The following is a 23,067-nucleotide window of genomic DNA, read 5'->3' on the forward strand; positions in this document are numbered from 1 at the left end:
GCCCATGTGGATGCTCGACGCCATTCTGCGTGACCAGGCGGCGCGGATAGAGGCCTGTGGCGTGGCGGTGCGCAACCGGATCTCACCGAATTTGCAGGTGCGTGCCTGTGAAGGGGAGTTGCGTGAAGTGCTGAGCATGGCGCTGGATAATGCCCTGCGCTTCAGTGCCGAAGGCGGCAGCGTGGAAATCAGCAGCGCGGTGGATGTGCCGGCGGGCGATGCCGAGCTATGCATCCGTGATGAGGGGAAAGGCGCTACCGCAGATCAGCTGGAGCACATTCTCGAGCCGTTCTTCGTGATGGGGTCGCGTCACCATGAGGAAGGCTTTGGCCTGTCCCTGGCCATGGCGAGGGTGATGGTTGAGCAGGTGGGCGGTTCTCTGTGGGCACAAAGCGCTGGCCCCGGGCGGGGCTTTGCGCTGCATATCCGGCTGCCACTGGCTCAGTTATAGGCCACGCTGAGCATGTAAGGCGTTATTCAGAGGTTCCCTGGCAGTGGTCTGGCAGGGCGAGCGTTTCTCCCAGCTGCTGGCCGATCAGGCGCAGAAAATCCTTGCCCACGCCGCGCCCCTGAGTGGCCGGATGCACGACCATCCAGGCCAGCTGCGGCTGGTTTTCTTCTATCAGGGCGATAGCCACGCGCTGGCCATTGAAGTGGGCAGCGAACAGTCGTCCTTGTCCTTCAGTCACCGCATCGGCCAGCTTCTGGCGGTATTGCGGGGCATCACGCAGTACCTTGGCAAAGGCCTGACATTGTTCCTGAGAGAGGGGGTGGGCCTGAACGCTGATCGGCATGGTGAAACTCCGCTGGTTTTGGGGGGTCGGTGCTGCTGCAATGGTGTCAACAGGCTCTCAGGCTGCGTATAATAGCCGGTCCAATGCCTGGGAGGTATAGATGAGCAAGCGAAGCGCTACCGTAGAGCGCAACACCCTGGAAACTCAGATTCAAGCCACCATCAGTCTGGATGGCACCGGTCAGTGCAAACTGGATACCGGATTGCCGTTCCTCGAGCACATGCTCGATCAGGTGGCACGTCATGGTTTGGTCGATCTGGATATCAAGGCCAAGGGTGATCTGCACATCGATGCCCACCATACGGTGGAAGATATCGGCATCACGCTGGGTCAGGCCTTCGCCAAGGCCATCGGTGACAAGAAAGGGGTGCGCCGTTACGGTCACGCCTATGTGCCTCTGGACGAAGCCCTGTCACGGGTAGTGCTGGACCTGTCCGGCCGTCCGGGCCTGGAAATGTTTGTGGATTTCACCCGGGGCAGCATCGGTGGCTTCGACGTGGACCTGTTCTATGAGTTTTTCCAGGGCTTCGTGAACCACGCCATGATTACCCTGCATATCGATAACCTGCGCGGCAAGAATGCGCACCACCAGGCTGAGACCGTGTTCAAGGCCTTTGGCCGCGCGCTCCGTATGGCGGTGGAGCCGGACCCGCGCATGGACGGTATTACCCCGTCTACCAAGGGTACCCTCAGCGAAAGCGAGTAACCGTACAGCACAGGCTCCCGAATATGAGTGAAGTCGTTGCCGTTATTGATTACGGCATGGGTAACCTGCACTCCGCAGGCAAGGCGCTGGAAAAGGTCGCCAATGGCCAGACCATCATCATCACCGGCGACCCGGATCAGGTCCGCGCGGCGGACCGGGTGGTCTTTCCCGGTGTGGGCGCCATTCGTGACTGCATCGCCGTTCTGAAAGACACGGGCCTGGATCAGGCGATTCGGGATGTGGCGAAAGCCGGCAAGCCATTGCTGGGGATTTGCGTCGGCATGCAGGCGATGATGGCCCGCAGTGAAGAAAATAACGGCGTGGATTGCCTGGGTATTTTCGACGGGCAAGTCACGTTTTTCGGTGAGCTGTTCAGCGATACCGGCACCCGTTTGAAAGTGCCGCACATGGGCTGGAACCAGGTACAGCAGGGCATGGCGCACCCCATGTGGGCGGGGATCGACAACCATGCCCGCTTTTACTTTGTGCACAGTTACTGCGTCACCGGCCTGCCCGACGAGGCAGTGGCCGGGCGTTGCGACTACGGCCTGACTTTTGCTGCTGCGGCTGTCCAGGGCAATGTGTTTGCCGTGCAGTTCCACCCGGAAAAAAGTGCTGACGCCGGTCTGACGCTGCTGGAAAATTTTCTGCGCTGGCAACCTAAGATCAACTGACAGTTGATAGTGGACAGTTGACAGCGATAAACCCGTTTCATCCGTTGCCTTCCTGTATGGCAGCCCAGTTTGAGAAATCACTATGCTTTTGATTCCTGCCATCGACCTGAAAGACGGAAAATGTGTTCGCCTGAAGCAGGGTCGTATGGAAGACGACACCGTGTTCTCCGATGACCCGGTTGCCGTGGCCAGCCACTGGGTGGAGCGTGGTGCCCGCCGTTTGCATCTGGTCGACCTGAATGGCGCCTTTGCCGGTGAGCCGGTGAATGGCGAGATCGTCAAGGCGATTGCCAAGGCCCACCCGGATCTGCCAATCCAGATTGGTGGCGGTATTCGTAGCCCGGAAATTATTCAGGCCTACCTGGACGCGGGAGTGCAGTGGGTGATCATTGGTACCAAGGCGGTGAATGAGCCGGCATTCGTCAAAGCCATGTGTGAGCAGTTCCCCGGCCACATCATCGTGGGCCTGGACGCCAAAGACGGCAAAGTGGCTACCGATGGTTGGGCGAACGTGACCGATGTGGATGTGATCGATCTGGCGAAACAGTTCGAGAACGATGGCGTCTCCGCCATCGTCTACACCGATATCAGCCGCGACGGCATGTTGCAGGGCGTGAATGTGGATGCCACCGTGAGACTGGCCCAGTCCATGTCGATTCCGGTGATCGCCTCCGGCGGCATTACCAATCTGGACGACGTGCGCAACCTGTGTGCGGTGGCTGACCAGGGCATCAGTGGTGCCATTACCGGACGTGCCATCTACGAAAACACCCTGGACTTTGCCGAAGGCCAGGCGCTGTCCGATGAGTTGAGCGGCGCCTGAGCGCCGGGGACGTATTATGGGTTTAGCCAAACGCATTATTCCTTGTCTTGATGTGGACGCCGGCCGTGTGGTCAAAGGCGTGCAGTTCGTGGACATCCGCGATGCCGGTGACCCGGTGGAGATTGCCAAGCGTTATAACGATGCCGGCGCCGATGAAATCACCTTTCTGGATATCACCGCCAGCCATCAGGAGCGCGATACCACCCTGCACACGGTGGAGCAGATCGCCAGCCAGGTCTTTATTCCGCTTACCGTGGGTGGCGGCGTGCGTGCGCTGGAAGATATTCGCAACCTGCTGAATGCCGGGGCCGACAAGGTGGCGATCAACTCGGCGGCGGTACATAACCCGGAGTTTGTCCGTGAAGCGGCGGAGCGGTTTGGTTCCCAGTGTATTGTGGTTGCCATCGACGCGAAAAAAGTCAGCGCGGAAAGCGACACCAACCGCTGGGAAATCTTCACCCACGGCGGCCGCAAACCTACAGGCCTGGATGCGGTGGAGTGGGCACGCAAGATGACCGATTACGGTGCCGGTGAAATCCTGCTGACCAGCATGGATCGTGATGGCACCAAGAACGGTTTTGACATCGCGCTGACCCGTGCCATCTCCGATGCGGTGCCGGTGCCGGTGATCGCCTCGGGCGGGGTCGGCAATCTGCAGCATCTGGTGGACGGCGTGCAGCAGGGCGGCGCCGATGCGGTGCTGGCGGCGTCGATCTTCCACTTCGGCGAATACTCGGTGCAGCAGGCCAAGGAATTCATGCAGTCAGCCGGCGTGGAAATGCGCCTGGGCTGATGGTCGCCGAGCCTTCTTTCGGCTGGATTAACCTCCTGTCACAACTTTAGCCGCTACGTACTGGCTATAAATGAAACCCTGTTTTACTCTCGAGGTTTTGGGGGCGCTGCCCCCGTTGAAAGACCATAAAAAAATCACGGGAGAGTTGTAATGGGTTCAGGTGCGTTGATTGATATCGGGCTGCCGTTATCGTTGTTTTTGATCATGGTGGGGATGGGCATGACCCTGACCCCCAAAGATTTCCGCGAAGTTGTCATTGCCCCGCGTGGCACCTTCTATGGCCTGGTCTGCCAGATACTTTTGCTCCCGCTGATCGCCCTGGGTGTGGCGCTGGCGCTGGACCTGTCGCCGGCGCTGGCGGTGGGGCTTATTGTGATTGCCGCCTGCCCGGGTGGTACTACCTCCAATCTGTTTGTCTATCTGGGGCGCGGTGATGTGGCCCTGTCCATTGTGCTGACGGTGCTTGCCAGCCTGATCACCATTGTCACGCTGCCCGCGTTTACGGGCTGGGCCCTCGAGCGTTTTCAGGACACCGCCAGGACCCTGGAACTGCCGGTGATGCGCACCATCATTACCCTGTTCGTGATCATCTTGCTGCCCGTGGCTATCGGCATGGCTATCCGCCACTTTCGTCAAGGCTGGGCAGAAAAAGGCGAAAAAGCGGTGGGCCTGTTGGGGTTGGCGGTGATGGTGGCGGTAATTGCACTATTGCTGGTGGAGTTGGGTGATGAGGCTCTGGTGCTGTTCAAGCAGGCAGGTGTATCGGCCATTGTTCTCAATCTGGCTGGTATTGTCCTGGGCATGGTGGGGGGCCGGGTGATCGGCTTGAGCCGTGATCAGGCGTTCACCGTGGCCATCGAGCTGGGTATCAAGAACGGTACGCTGGGGCTAATGGTGACCCTGACTCTGCTGCATTCCGAGGCCATGTCTGTGCCGTCTGCGGTTTACGGTGTGCTGATGTTTGCTTTCGGTTTCCTGATGATCGGTTACGCCAAACTCACCGGTATTGGCAAAAACCGGGATCAGGACCCGGCGTGAGCGTCGCTCCCGGTGGTGGCTGTGGTCACTGGCGGGGTGCTCAATAGCATGGACACCGGCACTACCTCAATGCCGGCGTCTTGCATCAAGGGCAGAACCTGCTGCAGGTAGTGCACGGTTTCCGGGTACGGGTGGCCGATGGCAATCGCCTGGCCGCGTTGCCGGGCCAGCCGGATCAGCCGGTTGAACTGCTCATTGATGCTGACCAGATTGCGTTCATTATCCAGAAAGACATCGCGCCCGGCGTGGGATAGCCCTACCTGCCGGGCCACCTGCTGTGCCACGGAGTGACTGCTGGTGCGGCTGTCCACAAAGAACAGCTGGTGCGCCTTCAGTTCGGCCATTAGCCAGCCCATGGGCTGTTGCTGTTCGGTGAGCGCGCTGCCCATATGGTTGTTCAGGCCGCGAGCCTGGGGAATCTGGCTCAGGGCCTGACGCACCGCGTTCAGTAACTGAGGTTCATCCATGCCGTCCTGCAGGCCGCCCCGGTCAAGTTTCAGATGACTCTGTGCGGCCATGGGCATGTGCACCAGCACTTCCTTGCCCGCCAGGCTAGCCCGCTCGGCCAGGCGTCGGCCATGGGGCGAAAAGGGAATCACCGCACAGGTGACCGGCGCGGGCAGATCCACAATGGCCTGGCCATGCTGGCGGCTGTAACCCAGGTCATCAATGATGATGGCAATGCGTGGTGCGGCCAGGGCGCTGGCGCTCAACAACAGCCCTGGTAGCAGTAACCCCAGGGCCAGTAACCGGCCAGCCATCAAGGCTGGTCGGGCAGTGAGGCGTGGGCGGGGCGCTGAGTGAGGACGACGCCTTTGAGAATGGAGAGCGCCTGCGCCAGCGGGTAATCGTCTTCGGCCAGGGAGCTGCGTTTCTTCTCTTTCTCGCTGTCGCCGTTTTCATTGTCCAGATGGCGAGGCAAGTCTGCTTCACGCAGGTGCATGTCTTCGCGTACTTCGATTTTGGTGACCACATCCACGGCAATGTCGGGTTCAATGCCTTCTGCCTGAATGGAGCGCCCCTTTGGGGTGTAATAACGGGCGGTGGTGAGCTTCAGGGCGCGGTCCTTGCTCAGTGGCAATACCGTTTGCACCGAGCCTTTGCCGAAGGTGCGGTTGCCCACCACGATGGCGCGCTCCTGGTCTTGCAGGGCGCCGGCCACAATTTCCGAGGCAGAGGCGCTGCCGCCGTTGACCAGCACCACCAGCGGCTTGCCGTTGAGTGCGTCGCCGGCGCTGGCATCAAAGTCGTTCCGGCTCGCTTTTTCACGGCCCTGGGTGTACACCACCAGGCCGGCATCCAGGAACAGGTCGGTGACTTCCACGGCGCCGTTGAGTACGCCGCCGGGGTTGTTGCGCAGGTCGAGAATCAGGCCGTTGAGGGGGCTGTCCTTGTTGAGCTTGTCCAGCGCTTTGCGGGCATCGTCACCGGTGTTGTTCTGGAACTGGGAAATGCGCAGGTAGCCCAGGCCCGGTTCCAGCATTTTTGATTTCACGCTGTGGGTCTGGATGCGGTCACGTTCGAGGCTGACCTGGCGGGGCTTCTCGTCGCCTTCGCTAAGGACCATTAAATCGATTTTGGTGCCGATTTCCCCGCGCATCAGCTCGACGGCTTCGCCCAGGGTCAACCCCTTCACAAAGGTGTCGTCGATCTTGAGGATCAGGTCGCCTGCGAGGATGCCGGCGTTGCTGGCCGGGGAGTCATCCACCGGAGTCACTACTTTGACGAAGCCGTCTTCCATGGTGACTTCGATGCCAAGGCCGCCGAATTCACCAGTGGTGGTCACCTGCAGGTCGTCGAACTGGTCCGGGGTCAGGTAGTTGGAGTGCGGGTCCAGATCATGGAGCATGCCACGGATAGCGGCTTCCAGCAGTTCGCGATCATCCACGTCTTCAATATAGGCCGCGCGGATACGCTCCATGACCTCGGCAAAGGCGCGCAGCTCATCCACCGGTACGCCTTGCTGGCGAGCCTGCTCATCAAGGGCAGGATCCTGGGCGTGGAGTGCGCTGAAAGGGCTAAGGGCAAGCAGGCCCGTGAGCGCGACAGAACGGAGCGTGGGCAGGATGGTTGTTGGCATTCAGGATCCCCGGCGGGCACAGGAAAAAGGTGTGCGCGTTTCAAAGTTCATGGTCAATTTTGCGCCAATGGCGGCAGTGTAACACGCTGATTGCACCAGCGTGTGGGGTTCACAGCCTTGCCCCGGTGGCGTATCTCGAAGTATAGACCGTTGGTCCGGTTGCCGCCGGAATTGCCGGCCAGCGCCAGGCTGTCACCGGCGGACACCCACTCGCCGACTTCGCGCAGCAGGCTCTGGTTGTACCCGTAGAGAGTCAAATAGCCATTGCCGTGATCGACAATGGTCAGCAGGCCGTAGCCGCGTAGCCAGTCGGCAAACACCACGCGGCCGGCATGGATCGCCCGGACCGGGGTGCCGGGGGCGGCATTGAAGATGACGCCTTGCCAGCGCAGCGCGCCTTCGCGGCGGCTGTTATAGCCGGTGGAAATGCGCGCTTCCACCGGCCAGGGGAGTTTGCCGGCCAGGTTGCCGAAGGGCTTGCCACCCAGATCGGCAGGAATGTCATTGAGGCTGCGTTGCATGTCTTCCAGCAGTTTCTGCAAGCGCTGCTGGTCTGCCTTGAGCTGGTTAAGGTTGCTGCCTCTGTTATCCAGTGAACGGTTCAGCGATGCCAGTGTGGTCTGGCGCTCTTTCTGGGCGGTTTGCAGCTTGTCCGCATGGCGTTGGACTTCGGTGCGCTTTTCCAGCAGAACCTGGCGAGCCTTCTCTACTCGCAGGGCAATCGCCTTGAGTTCATCAAGCTCGCCGTTGACGGCCTTGAGGCGGTTGCTGCGGGCGCGCTGATAATATTCCTGGTAACGCAGCAGGCGTGCGATCTGGTCGGGCTGCTCCTGGTTGAGCAGTAATTTGATGCGTTCCTGGCGGCCGGCCTGGTAGCTGGCGCGCACGGTTTTGCCCAGCCAGTCCAGTTGGGTGCGTTTCTCTGCAGCTAGCACTGCCTGCTCTGCTTCCAGGTTTTTGAGGCGTTGTTGGGCGGTGCTGGCCTTTTTTTCCAGGCTCCGTTGTTCCCGGGTCAGCCGGCTGATGCGCAGTTCTGCCTCACGCAGGCTGGCCTGCACGGAATCACGTTCGCGCAATTCGCGGTTCTGGGCATCGCTCAGCTCACTGATGCGGGATTTAAGCTTCTCCAGCTGGGCTTTGCTGGGCGCGTTATTGTCGGCACCAACCGCTGCCCCGCTAACAGGGAGCAGGGCCGGAAGCAGTAGAAGCAGCAGTAATCGTCGGGTCATGGCGAGGTTTTACCTTAACGGCCCGGGGATGTGTATACTTGGCGCCGATTTTCCTTCGGCTTTCTTTCCCGGAGGGAATGGTGGCGCTGCACCACAGGCGCCGATTAGAGCCAACGCTAATGATCCGGGGTTTCCATGGGCAATCTGATTGAATTCGCCAGCAACCATTATATTCTGGTGTCCGCCTTTTTCCTGTTGTGGGCACTGTTTTTTGTGCTTGAGTCCCGCCGCGGCGGCCAGTCGCTTACGCCGCAGTTGGCCACCAACATGGTGAACCAGAAGGATGCGGTGATCGTGGATCTGCGCGACAGCGATGATTTCCGCACCGGGCATATTGCCGGTAGCATCAATATTCCCGCCGGGCAGGCGCTTGATCGTATTGCAGAGCTGGAAAAATACAAGGACAAACCCCTCATCCTGACTTGTGATATGGGGGCCAAGGCCTCACATCTGGGACGACAGCTGCGCACCAAGGGGTTTTCCGACCTGTATCGCATTCAGGGTGGCCTGAACGCCTGGCGGTCAGCCAGCCTGCCGGTGGTTAAAGAGTAAGCAGGAGGCAGAGATGGCCAAAGTCGAGCTGTATACCACTGCCTGGTGCCCGTTTTGTGTGCGTGCCAAGCAGTTGCTGAACAGCAAGAATGTGGCGTTCGAGGATACCGATGTGGACCGCGAACCCCAGCAGCGTGCAGTCATGATGCAGCGCGGCGGCGCCCGGACGGTGCCGCAGATTTTTATTAATGATCACGCCATCGGTGGCTGTGATGAACTTTTTGCTCTGGAGCGGGCGGGGGAGCTCGATGCTCTGCTCGGAGCAGGCCAGTAACAGGAGAAGAACATGGCTGATGAACAGCAACAGGTTTTCCAACTGCAGCGTATTTACCTGAAAGACACCTCCTTTGAGTGCCCGGGTGCACCGGACGTGTTCCTGCAGGAGTGGAAACCCAAGGTGAACGTGCAGCTGAACAACAGCGCCCGTCGCGTTGGTGAAGGCGATGAGTTCGAAGTGGAAATCACCGTGACGGTGACCGCCAAGGACGAAGCCGAGGAAAAGACCTTTTACCTGGTGGAAGTGAAGCAGGCCGGTATCTTTACCGTGAAAGGCATCGAAGGCGAAGAGCGGGCGCAATTGCTCGGCGCGTATTGTCCGAACCTGCTGTTCCCGTATGTGCGTGAAGTGGTGTCGGACCTGGTGGCCAAGGGGTCATTCCCGCAGATGGTGCTGCAGCCGATCAACTTCGATGCGCTGTATCAGCAGCAGCGCCAGCAGCAACAGGAAAATGCTGCGGCAGCGGGCGAGACCGTTCAATAAGAGTTGATAGTGGAAAGTGGACAGTTGACCGCGTCGCGTACGAGGTCGGTTGTCATCTGAAACGCAAGAGGCCGCGCCCATGCTTTGGGTGCGGCCTCTTGCGTTTCAGGTTAAAACAATTTTGTTTCGCGCAGCTGTCAACTATCAATTGTCAATTATCAACTGCCCCTGTGTAGCCCAGTTGGCGCCATGCCTCGTAGAGCGTCACGGCGACGGCATTGCTGAGATTGAGGCTGCGGCTATCCGCTACCATGGGCAGACGCAATCTCTGTGCTGGCGGCAGACTTTCCAGAATGGGGTCCGGCAGGCCCCGGGTTTCCGGCCCGAATAACAGCACGTCTCCGTCCTGAAAACAGGCGTCGCTATGGGGGCGACTTCCCTTGGTGGTCATGGCAAACAAGCGCTGTCCGGCGACGTCTTGTTGAAACGCGGCAAAATCCTGATGCACCTTTAACGCGGCAAACTCGTTATAGTCGAGGCCGGCACGGCGCAGTTTCTTTTCTTCCAGCGAAAAGCCCAGCGGCTCGATCAGATGCAGTTGTGCGCCGGTATTTGCGACCAGGCGGATAATGTTGCCGGTATTGGGCGGAATTTCCGGTTCGAACAGGGCGATATGCAGCATGTTGGATTTTGCCTTGGCGGGATGGTCGTGGTACTGATCAAAACTAAGGAACCTCTGAAAAACTCCTTGCATGCTCAGCGTGGCCTGAAGCGTGCAGCTGTTGCGTCTTGTCTCGATGGTCAGGGTGGCTCCCTTTCCGAGAGGCAAGGCGCAGCAGATGTGCGCTTCAGGCCACGCCCTTCGGGTCATTCAGGCTGGCCCGCACTCGTTGTTGCGCTTTTTCGATGGATGGGCATACACCTTCAAAAGCGCGCCTAGATTGCGAACCAGCCTGAAAGACTGAGTACGCAAGGAGTTTTTCAGAGGTTCCCTAATGCACCAAGAATAACAGGACATGGATGATGATGTGGAAACGCGGGATGTTGGCGTTGTTGTTTTTATTGGCGGCTTGCGGTGAGCCGACGCCGCAGGACAAGCCTGGGCAGCTGCTTTATGTGGCCCCCTACGGCACGGCGTGTATCGGTGTTGGAGCCATGGAGTGCCTGCGAGTGAAGGAAGAGGGCGACGCCAACTGGCAGCTGTTCTATAACCACATAGAAGGCTTTGCCTATGAAGAGGGGTTTCAGTACACCTTGCGTGTAAAGGTCGAAGAGGTGGCGTCGCCGCCTGCGGATGGCAGCAGCCTGCGTTATACGCTGTTGGAAGTGGTGGAAAAAAAACCGGTAAATCCGTAGTGGAGATGAGCTGGTGAAATGTGTGTTTCAGGCACGGCACATGATTGAAGCCCATATGCTGGCCAACCTGCTGGATCAGGTGGGCATCATGGCCCAGGTGCAGGGTGATATGTTGCAGGGCGGTATGGGGGAGCTGCCGGCGGCGGGCCTGGCGACAGTGTGGGTGGCTGCCAACGATGAGGCGCGGGCCCGGGAGGTGATTGCTGAATTCGAGGCCAGTCAGCCTGCCGATCAGGAGGAGGGTGGGTCCACTGCCGGGGTGGCACCGTTGGCCGGGCAGGGATTTATGGCGGGTTTGATAGTGGGGCTGGTGATCGGTGCGGTGCTGGTGTTGATGTTATTGCGTTGACGGTGCACCGGACACAAAAAAGATGTATCGCGGAGTGGAGTGATCAGCAGGCTTCAGGACTTGTCTCATTACCTTGGGCTGGTAACCGCTGGACGCCGGATGCCCGACGACTGATGCTTGCATTCAAACGCTGAAAACCTTGGCCGCCATGCTTTCTGCGCAAAAAGCATTGCCAGGTTATTCCCAGAATGATGGCCCTCAAAGAAGATGCCGCAATATCGAAAGCCTCTCCGGCTATAAGTGTTTACGTCAGGCATCCGGCGTTGAGCGTTTGGCAAAGCCGGATATTCGCGATAAGCCCATCCGCGGGCGAGAAGCGGGTTATCCACTCTAATGCGCGGCGAGCCACAAAAAACGCCACGTTTTTAGGCGTGGCGCTTGATGCGTACAGCGTGGAGCCTCTCTTAATTACCGCCCGGCGCGCTTGCGCTCGGTTTCGGTGAGCAACTTCTTGCGAATACGCAGGGAGTTGGGGGTCACTTCCACCAGCTCGTCGTCTTCGATGAAGTCCAGCGCCTGTTCCAGGCTGAAGCGGATTGGCGGGGTGAGAACGATGTTCTCATCAGTGCCGGAGGCGCGCATGTTGGTCAGCTGCTTGCCCTTGGTGGGGTTGACCACCAGGTCGTTGCCGCGGCTGTGGATGCCGATGATCTGGCCTTCGTACACATCCACGTTCGGGTCGATCAGCATGCGGCCACGTTCCTGCAGGTTGAACAGGGCGAAGCCCAACACCTTGCCTTTCACCATGGACACCAGCACGCCATTGATGCGCTTGGCCATGTCGCCGGGCTTGAACTCGCCGTAGTGGCTGAAGGTGCTGTTGAGAATGCCGGTGCCTGAAGTCAGGGTCAGGAACTGGCTGCGGAAGCCGATCAGACCACGGCTGGGCACCAGGAATTCCAGGCGCACCCGGCCCTTGCCGTCTGGCTCCATGTTGGTCATCTCCGCCTTGCGAAGACCCAGCTGTTCCATGATGGAACCCTGATGCTGCTCTTCCACATCGGCAATCACGGTTTCATAGGGTTCCTGCTTGACGCCGTCTTCTTCACGGATGATCACCTGCGGGCGGCCTACGGCCAGCTCGAAGCCTTCGCGACGCATGTTTTCGATCAGTACCGACAGGTGCAGTTCGCCACGGCCGGAGACGCGGAACTGGTCGGCACTGCCGGTTTCTTCCACGCGCAGGGCCACGTTGTGCTTGAGCTCCGCTTCCAGACGCTCACGGATCTGGCGGCTGGTGACAAATTTTCCGTCCTGGCCGGCGAACGGCGAGGTGTTGACGTGGAAGAACATGCTGACGGTGGGCTCGTCCACGCTCAGCGGGGTCAGCGCTTCCACATTGGCCGGATCACACAGGGTGTCGGAAATGTTCAGCGGATCCAGGCCGGTGATGCAGACGATTTCGCCAGCGGAGGCGTGAGTGGCATCCACGCGCTCCAGGCCGTGGTAGCCCATGATGGTGAGAATCTTGCCGTTACGGACATTGCCGTCAGCACCGATCACTTTCACCGGGCTGTTGGCCTTGATCTGGCCACGCTTGACCCGGCCGATGCCGATGATGCCCAGGTAGCTGTTGTAGTCCAGAGAAGAGATCTGCATCTGGAAGGGGCCTTCTGCATCCACATCCGGGTAGTCCACCTTGTCGACGATGGCCTGCAGCAGCGGAGTCATGTCGTCAGCCAGATTGTCGGCTTCCAGGCCGGCGATGCCGTTCAGGGCGGAGGCATAGATCACCGGGAAGTCCAGCTGTTCGTCGGTGGCGCCCAGGTTGTCGAACAGGTCGAAAACCTGATCCATCACCCAGTCCGGGCGGGCACCGGGGCGGTCGATCTTGTTGATGACCACGATCGGCTTGAGGCCGGCGGCGAACGCTTTCTGGGTCACGAAGCGGGTTTGCGGCATGGGGCCGTCCACTGCGTCTACCAGCAGCAGCACGGAATCCACCATGGACATGACCCGCTCTACTTCCCCGCCAAAGTCGGCGTGGCCAGGGGTGTCCACGATGTTGATGCGATAGTCGTTCCACTGGATGGCGGTGTTCTTGGACAGAATGGTAATGCCCCGCTCTTTCTCCAGGTCGTTGGAGTCCATGACCCGTTCGATGTCGCCGGCGCGATCTCCCAGGGTGCCAGACTGTTGCAGCAGCTTGTCCACCAGGGTGGTCTTGCCGTGGTCAACGTGGGCGATGATGGCGATATTGCGCAGACGTTCAATCACTAGTGTTGCTCCAAATATGGTGGGCGAAACCGTGCCAGCGGTTTCGCAGGGGCGCGCATTATAGCAGCGTAGCGTGTGGGTGATAGCCCGCCGGTCAGCCTTTATCGTAAGATTGGCAATTGTGAACAACTTCAAAATTTCACGGTTGAGCCTGCGATAGGCCCGATGATCGCCTAGAATGGCGCAACCATTTTCCGGGGGGCGGGTCAGAGGCTGAGCCGGTGGCTCCGTGATCGGGCTGTAATGCTTTTACAATCAGGTTGTTATGATGCGTACACTCCTTGCTTCGCTGTTGGTCTTGTCGCCCTTTGCGGTGATGGCTGATCTGTCTTCCGGCAAGATGATCTATGGCTTGCACGAAAACGTGCATATCAAGGAGTTGGGCATTACCGTGCCTGCCAAACTGGATACCGGCGCAGGTTCAGCCTCCCTGAGCGCCCGTTATATCCGTACGTTTGAGCGCGATGGCGTGGAAATGGTCGAATTCGACCTGGCCATCGACCGCGATGATCGGGAAGACTGGGGTATTACCACGGAACAATGGGATGATGTGGAGCTGCCTTTATCGGGGCATGTGCGTATCAAGCGACGGGCAGAGAGTGTGTCGCCGGGTGATCGGGACTATAGCCGTCGTCCGGTGGTGACCCTGACTGTCTGCATGGGCAAGCGCCAGGAACAGATTGACGTTAACCTGACAGACCGCAGCGAGTTTCGTTATCCGTTGCTGATGGGTTCCGAAGCGCTGCAGGGCCTGGGCGCATTGGTGGATCCGTCGCTATCAATGGCGGTGGGCGAACCCGGTTGTCAGGCCAGTGAAGACAATAGTGAAGACAAGGTTGTCGAGAGCGACGACGAGACGATGGAGGCTGCCGAGGCGCTATAATGGGTTCTGTGAAGTTGCAAGCGCGGCTGCTTGCCGTTTTCCTGCTTTTGTTGGGGGGCGGCAGTATTGCTTACCAGTTGCTGGTACAAAATGTGCCGCTGAGCCAGGACGAGAAAGATCCGGTGTGGGTGGTCGATGCCCAAGTGTCTTTCTCGGCCAAGGCCAACAAGCCCGTCAAGGTGCGCATGTTCGTGCCGCCGCTGGGAGTGGGTTATACCACCCTCAATGAAAGCTTTATCTCCAACAATTACGGCGTGAACGTGAATGTGGAGAAGGGCAACCGGCAGGTGACCTGGTCGTCCCGTCGCGCCGAAGGCAACCAGTACCTTTATTACCGCCTCATGCTGACTCCGCGCTATGCGGATGCCCCGGAAAATGACCCCGGCCCCCAATTCCGCCCGGCTCCTACGCTGGATGGCCCGGATAAGCTGGCCGCCGACGCGCTGCTGGAGCCGATTCGCCAGCACTCGGCGGATGTGGAAACCTTTATCAGCGAGACCATCAAGCGGGTCAATGAACTGGAGAACGATAATGTCCAGTTGCTGCTGGGCAGCGATGTGAGCCCGGAGAACCGGGCCAATGTCATTGATTTGCTGCTGGCGGTGGCGCATATCCCGGCCGAGCCAGTCCATACGCTACGCCTGGCGGAAAGCCAGGAGCAGCAGCCGGAGCTGTGGCTGCGCAGCTTCAACGGCAAGAAATGGCTGTACTTCAATCCGCTCAATGGCCAGCAGGGTCTGCCGGAAGATCGTCTGGTCTGGTGGAGCGGCCCAGGGCCGCTGCTGAATATCGAGGGCGGCAAGTCTGCGGACGTGAGCTTTAGCGTGCACGAAAATGAAATGAGCGCGTTGCAGCTGGCCCAGTCCCTGCGTCTGAAAGACGTGAGCAGTTTTATCGATTTCTCCCTTTACGAACTGCCGTTACCTGCCCAGCAACTGTATCGCATTCTGGTAATGATTCCGGTGGGCGTCATGCTGGTGCTGTTTATCCGTTCGCTGATCGGCATGGAAACCCTGGGGACATTTACCCCCGTGCTGATCGCCCTGGCGTTCCGTGAGACGCAGGTAGTCTGGGGGGTATTGCTGTTTACCTCCATCACCGCCATCGGCTTGTCGGTGCGCTCCTATCTTGAGCATCTCAAATTACAGTTATTGCCCCGGCTTTCTGTGGTGCTGACCTTTGTGGTGATTGCCATGGCGTTGATCAGCCTGCTGGGCTACAAGCTGGGCATGGGCTCGGGTCTGTCGGTGGCGCTGTTCCCCATGGTGATCCTGACCATGGTGATCGAGCGGACCTCCATCGTCTGGGAGGAGCGTGGAGGCACCCAGTCATTGAAGGTGGCACTGGGCACGCTGGTAGCAGCCATTTTCTGTCATCTGCTGATGGTGTGGCAGCCGCTGGTGTATTTCGTGTTCACCTTCCCGGGCGTGTTGCTGTGCCTGGCCGCAATCATGGTGTTGATGGGGCACTACCGGGGCTATCGCCTCACCGAGTTGTTGCGGTTCCGTGCCATGGTGGACGGGGATAAGCGCTGATGTTCTGGTCGAAAACCCGCAAGGCTTTGCGCGCCCGTGGCGTGATGGGCATTAACCAGCGCAACGGCGATTATATCCTGCGCTATAACAAGCGCAGCCTGTACCCGCTGGTGGACGACAAGATCCAGACCAAGCAGATGGCGCTGGATGCGGGCATCCGGGTGCCGCACATGTATGGCACCATCGCTACCGAGCAAGGAATCAGTACCCTGCACCGGGTGGTGGAGCAGCACCGGGATTTTGTAATCAAGCCCGCACAAGGCGCTGGCGGCGATGGGATCATGGTGATTGCCGATCGTTTTGAGGATTATTTCCGCTCCGCCTCCGGGCGCATCATCACCACCGAAGAGCTGGAGCACCATATCTCCGGGATCATTTCCGGTATCTATTCCCTGGGCGGTCATCGCGACCAGGCGCTGATCGAATACCGGGTGCGTTCCACCGAACTGTTCAACCGGATCAGTTTCGAGGGGGTGCCGGATATCCGCATCATCGTGCTCAAGGGGTATCCGGTAGCCGCCATGCTGCGCCTGCCTACCCGGCAATCCCAGGGCAAGGCAAACCTGCACCAGGGCGCCATTGGCGTGGGGCTGGACCTGGCGTCCGGGGTCACTCTGGGTGGCACCTGGCATAATCTGAAAATCGAGCGTCACCCGGATACTGCGAACCCGGTGGCCGGGCTCACCGTGCCGGACTGGCAGGAGTGTCTGGAGCTGGCGGCCCGTTGCTACGACCTGACCGGCTTGGGCTATCTGGGGGTGGATCTGGTGATGGATCATGAGCATGGTCCGATGATGCTGGAGCTGAATGCCCGCCCGGGCTTGAATATCCAGATCGCCATGGACGATGGTCTGCTGCGCCGTTGTCAGATTGTCGAGAAGCAGCTTGAGGCCCTGAAAGACGAAACCCGTCCGGTGGCTGAGCGTGTGGCATTCTCAAAACAACAGTTTGCGGTTGCCGGCCCGGTGGCGGCGCAAGAAGAGTAACCGTGAGCAAGCGGCAAGCCTGTCGCTTTCCTGCCTTTGCAAGCCGCTTCAGCGAATCCCTTCCCCCTGTTGGTTGCCCTGCCAGAGTAGTGTGATCAATGGGTCCTGTGGGTTGCCCAGCACACTGTAGAACCGGTACTCCGCTCGCATTGTCCCTCTATCGTCTCGCAGATCAATGGTGGCCAGGCCGTGGGTGGCACGGGTGAAGCGTTGCTGTTTGCTGGGAGGGCCCAGGTCGTTGTTGATGCTGGCGGCCCCGGAAATCAGCTGGCGGGTGCCCTGGTATTCTCCCTCGTCGGACAGCACGTGGTCATGACCGCCTACCAGCAAGTCCAGGTGGCCGAGTAGTTTGGGCTTGAGTGACAGGTTGATCATCTCGCCGGCGTCACCGTGGGAGCCGGTGCTGAACATGGGGTGGTGAGCAAAGCCCAGGCTGAAGCGGCAGCCGTGCTGGCGAGCTGTATCCTGGGCCTGTTCCAGCCAGCTGCTCTGGCGGCGGAAGTAATACCATTTTTCGAACCAGGTGGTCTCCAGGCTGAAGGCACAGGCGTCCGGCCATTGTTCAAAATAATAGAAGTGAGGAAAGTGGACTTGCGGGTAGCGTCGCGCCACTTGCAGCCAGGCCTCGCCGCTGCCTTTCCAGTCATGGTTGCCCAGCACCAGATAGAAGGGGATGCCCGCGTCCATGGCCGGTTTCATGGGAGTGAGAAAGCGGCTTTCCAGCAAGGGGTCGTCGGCACTGGTGATGCCATCCGGATAGACAAGATCGCCCAGGTAGCGGACCTGGTCACATTCCAGGTTCACCAGCGCCTGACCCATGGCCATGGACGGTGCATTGCCCCAGCCGCCATCTCCCACAGCGCAGATTCGCTGCCCGGCCAGGGGCTCCTGATGAACCAGCCAGGGGCCGTGGGGGGTATGCCACCACCAGCCCAGCGAAGCAGCGATCAGGGAAAACAGTGACGCCATCAGCAGCCAGCGAAGTCTTGGGCGCATAAAGCAAAGCAATTTCAATTACATGGGGGGCCGAGTGTGGCGGACCGGCATGACGGTGAAGTGACAGCCGGTGGGTGCGGCGGCCATCGGGAGGATGCGCCCTGGGCCCGCGATTGCTATACTGCGCCGCCCAATTTTTGAGCTGTCCCCACAGCAACGCAGGTTTTTCGATGACAGAGGCAAGCCAACCAATCAAGCGCCGCGCCATTGCTCTGGTGTCCGGTGGACTGGACTCCATGCTGGCGGTGAAAGTCATGCAGGAGCAGGGCATCGAGGTGGAAGGGGTTAACTTCTACACCGGCTTCTGCGTGGAAGGGCATACCCATGCCATCCGCAAAAAGGACAAGGACAAGGAAAAGCGCAACAACGCCTTGTGGGTCGCGGAGCAGCTGGGCATCAAGATGCACATCATTGATATCTCCGAGGAGTACAAGGATGTGGTGCTCAACCCCAAACACGGTTATGGCGCGAACCTGAATCCCTGTCTGGACTGCAAGATCTTCATGGTCAACCAGGCCACGCTGATGATTAACAAGGCCCGCGAACTGGCGGGTGACCGGGGCTTCGATTTTATTGTTACCGGTGAAGTGATCGGTCAGCGCCCGAAGAGCCAGCGCAAGGAGACCATGCCGATCATCAGCCAGGAGTCCGGTGCGGATGACCGCTTGCTGCGCCCGCTGTGCGCCCAGAACCTGCCGCCCACCCTGCCCGAGCGCGAAGGCTGGGTTAACCGGGACGAGCTGCACGACTTCTCTGGCCGCAATCGCAAGCCGCAGATGGCGCTGGCCGCCAAGTTCGGGCTGGATGACTTTGCCCAGCCCGCCGGCGGTTGCTGTTTCCTGACCGATGAATCCTATTCCAACAAGCTGGCCGACCTGTGGAAGGCTCGCAACGAGCGCCGTTACGAGTTGGACGACATCATGCTACTGAAAGTGGGGCGTCACCTGCGTCCGCAGCCCCATTACAAGCTGATCATCAGCCGAGAAGAAGGCGAAAACCGCTTTCTGGAAGGCTATCGCTACCAGTTCACCAGCCTTACTACGGTGAGCTGCCCGGGGCCGTTGGCACTGGTGGATGGTGAGTTTGGCAGCGAGGCGGAGCTGGAGCAGGCGGCTGCCATTGTGGCCCGTTACTCCAAGGGGCGGGTTGACGAGACGGTGACCCTGGAAGTGCGTAGCCCTGATGGGGTCGCCCGGGAGATTACCGTGGCGCCGGCACAGCCGGATGCGGTACTGGCCAGCTGGAATGTGGGTTGATTCGACGATGACCTCTCCCCTTAACGAACTGGATGTGCGTCGGCTGCTGTGCCCCATGCCGGTGATCAAGACCCAGAATAAGGTAAGAACCCTGGCCACTGGCGATACGCTGAAAGTGGTCTGCACCGACCCTGGCGCGTTGAGCGATATCCCGGCCTGGTGCCGAATTAACGGCCACGAGGTGCTGGAAATGGGCGAGCAGGGCAACGAAGTTTTTGTGGTGCTGCAAGTGGGCGAAGATAACGGTGCACTGTTTTAGTGCTTCGCACTTATTGAGTGCACCGTTGCTGTGCACCAAAATGAATCATCTTCCCTGGTTTCTGCGATTTAGGCGGAGAATGCGCTAAAAAAGGGCTGGCACGGTATTTGCCTCCCTATTGGCAAAGCTGGCCCAGTGGCCGAGAATACCGGCTCCTTGTGCTGCCCTTACCCAGAGCGGTACGACGAGTCAGAGACAAACCCGCTGTTCCTTAGGAGGACGCAAGATAATGTCTGTTAAGACCCTCAAACTGATCAAAGAAAACGATGTGAAATGGGTGGACCTGCGCTTCACCGATAGCCGTGGTAAGGAGCAGCACGTAACCCTTCCGGTTGGCGAAATCGATGAAGATTTCTTCCAGGACGGCAAAATGTTCGATGGTTCTTCCATCGCTGGCTGGAAAGGCATTAACGAATCCGACATGGTCATGATGCCGGATGACGAATCCGCTGTACTGGACCCGTTCACTGACGTTGCCACCCTGAACCTGCGTTGTGACATTCTTGAGCCGAACACCATGCAAGGTTACGAGCGCGACCCGCGCTCCGTTGCTCGTCGTGCCGAGGAATACCTGAAATCCACCGGTATTGCTGACACTGCGCTGTTTGGTCCGGAGCCGGAATTTTTCGTATTTGATTCCGTGCAGTGGAAGTCCGACATGCAGGGTTCCATGTACAACATCCACTCTGAAGAAGCGGCGTGGGTATCCCATGAAGATTTTGAAGGTGGCAACATCGGTCACCGTCCGGGCGTGAAAGGCGGCTACTTCCCGGTTCCGCCGGTAGACAGCCTGCACGATCTGCGTGGCGCAATGTGTTCTGCCATGGAATCCATGGGCCTGAACATCGAAGTGCATCACCACGAAGTGGGCACCGCAGGCCAGTGTGAAATCGGCGTTGGCGCCAACACCCTGACTGCCAAGGCAGACGAAGTACAGATCCTCAAGTACTGCGTACACAACGTGGCTCACGCCTACGGCAAAACCGCTACCTTCATGCCCAAGCCGCTGATCGGTGATAACGGCTCCGGTATGCACGTGCACGTGTCTCTGGGCAAAGACGGCAAGAACCTGTTTGCCGGCGACGGCTATGCTGGCCTGTCTGACGAAGCGCTGTATTTCATCGGCGGTATCATCAAGCACGCCCGCGCCCTGAACGCCTTCACCAACGCCTCCACCAACGCCTACAAGCGTCTGGTGCCCGGCTTTGAAGCCCCGGTAATGCTGGCCTATTCTGCCCGTAACCGTTCTGCTTCCATCCGGATTCCGTTCGTGAACAGCGCCAAGGCCCGTCGTATTGAGGCTCGCTTCCCTGATCCGTCTGCGAACCCGTACCTGTGCTTTGCGTCCCTGCTGATGGCTGGCCTGGACGGCATCAAGAACAAGATGCACCCTGGCGATGCCATGGATAAAGACCTGTACGACCTGCCGGCTGAAGAAGCGAAAGACATCCCCACCGTGGCGCACACCCTGACCATGGCGCTGGATTGCCTGGAAGAAGATATGGACTTCCTGACCGAAGGTGACGTGTTCACCAAGGATATGCTGGAAGGCTACATCGAGTTGAAGCGTGGCGAGATCGAGCGTCTGAACATGACCCCGCACCCGGTTGAGTTCGATATGTACTACTCTTGCTAATTTCCTTCGGGAAGCAGCAGAAAAGAGGCCCCCGCTAGTCGGGGGCTTTTTTTTGCCTGAAAAAAAGCGTGCTATTTTGTGCACTTACCCCTTTTCTGGGCGCAGCAGTCAGGCCAGAATCAAGGACAGTCATAGGGAGATAACAATGAAGAAGTCGCTGATTGCCGTTGTTGCCTTGGGGTTGATCTCTGGATCAAGCCTGGCGGCCACCGCGGAACAGGAAGACGGGGCCAGCCGGACAGAGGCTTCTGATGCGCCGGCGTCGAAGATTTACCGGACCACCGATGAAAAAGGCAATGTGGTATTCACGGATCAGCCTGGAGAGAACAGCCGCTCCGAGGAAGTGAAACTGAAAACCACCAATACAGTGCCAATCAAGAAGGTGGAAATGCCGGAGGCGGTGTCGGCGCCAGAGGAAGAGGCGGCGGACCCCACGGTGGAGGAGTACACATCGCTGACCATTACCTCCCCGGAAAGCGGCTCCACACTGCGTAACCCGACTGATGCTGTGTATGTGTCCGTGAACCTGCAACCTGGGCTGCAGCCCGGTGATAGCCTGGTGTTGCTGGATAATGGCGCAGAGCAGCCTGCGATGCAGCTGGATGCGCCGGAACGTGGGGTGCATAACCTGATCGTGAAAGTGGTGGGCGAGGATGGCGAAACCCGTATCACCTCCGAGCCGGTGGAAGTGTACATTCACCGCAGCACGGTCAGTGACTTCCGCAACTTCCCCGGTGGTGGCAGTAACGGTGGTGCTGCGCAAGTCGGTGGTGCAGCCGACCGTGGTGGCTCGGCCAATGTGGGTGGCAGTGCGTCAACCGGGGGCGCTGCCAGCGTGGGTGGTGGTGCAGATCGGGGCACCGCGGCCAAGCCGGCAAAACCGAATCGGAGCATCCGCAACAACTAATGGTGCACCTTAATGGTGCGTCCTGCCCTTCCTTCCCTTTAAACTCATCAATAGCAGGCTTTTACGCCTGTGCTGCAGGCCGCTGATACCCGCTTTGTCGGGCTGATCTACAGGTGGCCTGATAATTGCTTGTGCCCTGTTATGGGCCAATTTCTGATGGGTGACATTACGTTGCACAAACGACTACTGGATCACCTGCGTACCGCAGTGATCATGCTGGACGATGCCCTGTGCGTGCGCTACCTGAACCCGGCGGCGGAAATGCTGTTGGCGACCAGTACCAGCCGCGCCGTCGGCCAGCCTCTGCCCGGTTACTTTTTCGATGATGAAGAGGCGCGCCTCGCCATTCAGCAGTGCATTGATGATGAGCACCCCTTCACCCAGCGCGAAGCGAGGCTGTCGGTGGCGCCGGGCCATGAAATCATGGTGGATTATTCGGTCAGTCCGATTAACGAGCCGGGCCAGCCTTTGTGTCTGTTGATGGAAATGCAGTCGCTGGATCGCTTGCTGCGGATCAGTCGTGAAGAAGCACTGATCCATGCGCACCAGGCTACCCGGGCACTGGTGCGGGGTGTGGCCCATGAAATCAAGAATCCGCTGGGTGGCATCCGCGGTGCGGCCCAGTTGTTGGAGCGGGCGCTGCCTGATCCGGAGCTGACCGAGTATACCAAGGTCATTATCGATGAAGCCGACCGGCTGCGGTCGGTGGCAGATCGTATGCTCGGCCCGCGTAAGCCGCCGGAGTTCCGTGCCGTAAATGTGCACGAGTGCCTGGAGCATGTGCGCCAGTTGTTGCTGGCGGAATACCCCAAAGGCGTGGCGATCTGGCGCGATTACGACATCAGCTTGCCGGACGTGATCGCCGACCGGGACCAGCTGATTCAGGTATTACTGAACCTTATCCGCAACGCCACCCAGGCGTTGCTGGAATCGAAGACGCCGGCACCGCGCATCACCATGCGTACCCGGGTGTTGCGCCAGTTCACCATTGGCGCCCAGCGTCACCGTTTGGTGCTGCGCATGGACATTATCGATAACGGCCCGGGCATTGCCGAGGATGTGCAGGAAACCCTGTTCTACCCCATGGTCAGTGGCCGTGCCAGCGGCACCGGGCTGGGGCTTTCCATTGCACAGTCCATCATCAGCCAGCATCAGGGGTTGATTGAGTGCGAGAGCCAGCCGGGCGAAACCGTGTTTAGCATCCTGCTGCCCATGGAGCAGCTGGATGAAACAGAGAAACCGACATAGCGTTAATTGCGCTGCTTTGAACAGAGCGACGCCATACAAGCCGGCCGCTG

General features: G+C 59.2%; 26 protein-coding genes. 19 read left to right on the forward strand and 7 right to left on the reverse strand.

Features of this window, described 5'->3' with window-relative positions; all coding sequences use genetic code 11:
- On the forward strand, window positions 1–451 hold a 451-nt coding region (locus tag A3730_RS22125; protein ID WP_197477572.1), incomplete at its 5' end, for a sensor histidine kinase KdpD.
- A 22-nt stretch (window positions 452–473) separates the two neighbouring features.
- On the opposite strand, the gene A3730_RS22130 is transcribed toward A3730_RS22125, so the two are convergent.
- Window positions 474–794: a GNAT family N-acetyltransferase gene (locus tag A3730_RS22130; protein ID WP_063518761.1), complete on the reverse strand. Its 321-nt coding sequence runs from the start codon at window positions 792–794 to the stop codon at window positions 474–476.
- Window positions 795–894: 100 nt separating this feature from the next.
- Between A3730_RS22130 and hisB the strand changes: the two genes are divergently transcribed.
- The 5 genes from hisB to A3730_RS22155 all read left to right on the forward strand — a co-directional run bounded on the left by hisB (window position 895) and on the right by A3730_RS22155 (window position 4,828).
- Window positions 895–1,500, forward strand: a complete 606-nt coding sequence (hisB, locus tag A3730_RS22135; protein WP_063518762.1) for an imidazoleglycerol-phosphate dehydratase HisB — start codon at window positions 895–897, stop codon at window positions 1,498–1,500.
- 23 nt (window positions 1,501–1,523) lie between these two features.
- On the forward strand, window positions 1,524–2,174 hold the full coding sequence (hisH, locus tag A3730_RS22140; protein ID WP_063518763.1) for an imidazole glycerol phosphate synthase subunit HisH: 651 nt from the start codon (window positions 1,524–1,526) through the stop codon (window positions 2,172–2,174).
- A gap of 82 nt (window positions 2,175–2,256) precedes the next feature.
- Complete coding sequence (gene hisA / locus A3730_RS22145) at window positions 2,257–2,997, forward strand: 1-(5-phosphoribosyl)-5-[(5-phosphoribosylamino)methylideneamino]imidazole-4-carboxamide isomerase (RefSeq protein ID WP_007148976.1); 741 nt, start codon at window positions 2,257–2,259, stop codon at window positions 2,995–2,997.
- Window positions 2,998–3,013: 16 nt separating this feature from the next.
- On the forward strand, window positions 3,014–3,790 hold the full coding sequence (hisF, locus tag A3730_RS22150; protein ID WP_007150815.1) for an imidazole glycerol phosphate synthase subunit HisF: 777 nt from the start codon (window positions 3,014–3,016) through the stop codon (window positions 3,788–3,790).
- Between the two features lie 150 nt (window positions 3,791–3,940).
- Window positions 3,941–4,828, forward strand: coding sequence for a bile acid:sodium symporter family protein (locus A3730_RS22155; RefSeq protein ID WP_063518764.1), 888 nt, complete (start codon window positions 3,941–3,943; stop codon window positions 4,826–4,828).
- Here the strand turns inward: A3730_RS22155 and A3730_RS22160 are convergent.
- From A3730_RS22160 to A3730_RS22170, 3 genes are read right to left on the reverse strand one after another with little or no spacing between them, the layout of a single operon-like run.
- Window positions 4,813–5,589 (reverse strand): divergent polysaccharide deacetylase family protein, encoded by a 777-nt coding sequence (locus tag A3730_RS22160; protein WP_063538958.1) that lies wholly within the window; start codon window positions 5,587–5,589, stop codon window positions 4,813–4,815. The genes A3730_RS22155 and A3730_RS22160 overlap by 16 nt on opposite strands.
- On the reverse strand, window positions 5,589–6,908 hold the full coding sequence (locus A3730_RS22165) for a S41 family peptidase (RefSeq protein WP_063538960.1): 1,320 nt from the start codon (window positions 6,906–6,908) through the stop codon (window positions 5,589–5,591). Before A3730_RS22165 ends, A3730_RS22160 begins: the two co-directional genes overlap by 1 nt.
- A gap of 53 nt (window positions 6,909–6,961) precedes the next feature.
- Window positions 6,962–8,137 (reverse strand): murein hydrolase activator EnvC, encoded by a 1,176-nt coding sequence (locus A3730_RS22170; RefSeq protein ID WP_063520951.1) that lies wholly within the window; start codon window positions 8,135–8,137, stop codon window positions 6,962–6,964.
- Between the two features lie 135 nt (window positions 8,138–8,272).
- Here A3730_RS22170 and A3730_RS22175 point away from each other — a divergent pair, with 135 nt between their 5' ends.
- From A3730_RS22175 to secB, 3 genes are read left to right on the forward strand one after another with little or no spacing between them, the layout of a single operon-like run.
- A complete protein-coding gene (locus tag A3730_RS22175; protein ID WP_063520952.1) occupies window positions 8,273–8,689 on the forward strand; it encodes a rhodanese-like domain-containing protein in 417 nt (138 codons plus the stop codon).
- Window positions 8,690–8,702: 13 nt separating this feature from the next.
- The gene (gene grxC / locus A3730_RS22180; RefSeq protein ID WP_007150626.1) at window positions 8,703–8,963 is read left to right on the forward strand and encodes a glutaredoxin 3; all 261 of its coding nucleotides are present in this window, start codon (window positions 8,703–8,705) and stop codon (window positions 8,961–8,963) included.
- Window positions 8,964–8,975: 12 nt separating this feature from the next.
- Window positions 8,976–9,449: a protein-export chaperone SecB gene (gene secB / locus A3730_RS22185; RefSeq protein ID WP_063519315.1), complete on the forward strand. Its 474-nt coding sequence runs from the start codon at window positions 8,976–8,978 to the stop codon at window positions 9,447–9,449.
- Window positions 9,450–9,600: 151 nt separating this feature from the next.
- Here the strand turns inward: secB and trmL are convergent, their stop codons facing one another.
- Window positions 9,601–10,071 carry a tRNA (uridine(34)/cytosine(34)/5-carboxymethylaminomethyluridine(34)-2'-O)-methyltransferase TrmL gene (trmL, locus tag A3730_RS22190; protein ID WP_063519314.1) on the reverse strand — a complete coding sequence of 157 codons (471 nt, stop codon included), beginning with the start codon at window positions 10,069–10,071 and terminating at the stop codon, window positions 9,601–9,603.
- A 338-nt stretch (window positions 10,072–10,409) separates the two neighbouring features.
- Here trmL and A3730_RS22195 point away from each other — a divergent pair, with 338 nt between their 5' ends.
- Window positions 10,410–10,745 carry a DUF4377 domain-containing protein gene (locus A3730_RS22195; protein WP_197468575.1) on the forward strand — a complete coding sequence of 112 codons (336 nt, stop codon included), beginning with the start codon at window positions 10,410–10,412 and terminating at the stop codon, window positions 10,743–10,745.
- A gap of 22 nt (window positions 10,746–10,767) precedes the next feature.
- Window positions 10,768–11,094 carry a DUF2007 domain-containing protein gene (locus A3730_RS22200; protein WP_255364305.1) on the forward strand — a complete coding sequence of 109 codons (327 nt, stop codon included), beginning with the start codon at window positions 10,768–10,770 and terminating at the stop codon, window positions 11,092–11,094.
- A 408-nt stretch (window positions 11,095–11,502) separates the two neighbouring features.
- On the opposite strand, the gene typA is transcribed toward A3730_RS22200, so the two are convergent.
- The gene (gene typA / locus A3730_RS22205; RefSeq protein WP_063519312.1) at window positions 11,503–13,311 is read right to left on the reverse strand and encodes a translational GTPase TypA; all 1,809 of its coding nucleotides are present in this window, start codon (window positions 13,309–13,311) and stop codon (window positions 11,503–11,505) included.
- A gap of 265 nt (window positions 13,312–13,576) precedes the next feature.
- Between typA and A3730_RS22210 the strand changes: the two genes are divergently transcribed.
- The 3 genes from A3730_RS22210 to A3730_RS22220 are packed head-to-tail and all read left to right on the forward strand — an operon-like array spanning window position 13,577 to window position 16,715.
- Window positions 13,577–14,194, forward strand: coding sequence for a RimK/LysX family protein (locus A3730_RS22210; RefSeq protein WP_082872494.1), 618 nt, complete (start codon window positions 13,577–13,579; stop codon window positions 14,192–14,194).
- Entirely contained in the window at window positions 14,194–15,729 is a 1,536-nt protein-coding gene (locus A3730_RS22215; protein ID WP_063518705.1) for an inactive transglutaminase family protein, read from the forward strand. The genes A3730_RS22210 and A3730_RS22215 overlap by 1 nt, the downstream gene beginning before the upstream one ends.
- Entirely contained in the window at window positions 15,729–16,715 is a 987-nt protein-coding gene (locus tag A3730_RS22220; RefSeq protein WP_063518706.1) for an alpha-L-glutamate ligase-like protein, read from the forward strand. The genes A3730_RS22215 and A3730_RS22220 overlap by 1 nt, the downstream gene beginning before the upstream one ends.
- A 48-nt stretch (window positions 16,716–16,763) precedes the next feature.
- On the opposite strand, the gene A3730_RS22225 is transcribed toward A3730_RS22220, so the two are convergent.
- Window positions 16,764–17,711, reverse strand: coding sequence for a metallophosphoesterase (locus A3730_RS22225; protein ID WP_063518707.1), 948 nt, complete (start codon window positions 17,709–17,711; stop codon window positions 16,764–16,766).
- Between the two features lie 170 nt (window positions 17,712–17,881).
- On the opposite strand from A3730_RS22225, the gene A3730_RS22230 reads away from it, so the two are divergent.
- From A3730_RS22230 to glnL, 5 genes are all read left to right on the forward strand, one after another.
- Window positions 17,882–18,967, forward strand: coding sequence for a tRNA (5-methylaminomethyl-2-thiouridylate)-methyltransferase (locus A3730_RS22230; protein ID WP_063518708.1), 1,086 nt, complete (start codon window positions 17,882–17,884; stop codon window positions 18,965–18,967).
- 7 nt (window positions 18,968–18,974) lie between these two features.
- A complete protein-coding gene (locus A3730_RS22235) occupies window positions 18,975–19,226 on the forward strand; it encodes a sulfurtransferase TusA family protein (RefSeq protein ID WP_063518709.1) in 252 nt (83 codons plus the stop codon).
- 229 nt (window positions 19,227–19,455) lie between these two features.
- Window positions 19,456–20,862, forward strand: coding sequence for a glutamate--ammonia ligase (gene glnA, locus A3730_RS22240; RefSeq protein WP_063518710.1), 1,407 nt, complete (start codon window positions 19,456–19,458; stop codon window positions 20,860–20,862).
- 145 nt (window positions 20,863–21,007) lie between these two features.
- Window positions 21,008–21,769 carry a DUF4124 domain-containing protein gene (locus tag A3730_RS22245; RefSeq protein ID WP_063518711.1) on the forward strand — a complete coding sequence of 254 codons (762 nt, stop codon included), beginning with the start codon at window positions 21,008–21,010 and terminating at the stop codon, window positions 21,767–21,769.
- Between the two features lie 141 nt (window positions 21,770–21,910).
- A complete protein-coding gene (gene glnL / locus A3730_RS22250; protein ID WP_063538962.1) occupies window positions 21,911–23,017 on the forward strand; it encodes a nitrogen regulation protein NR(II) in 1,107 nt (368 codons plus the stop codon).
- Window positions 23,018–23,067 lie beyond the last annotated feature (50 nt).

Source organism: Alcanivorax sp. HI0044, from assembly GCF_001634945.1.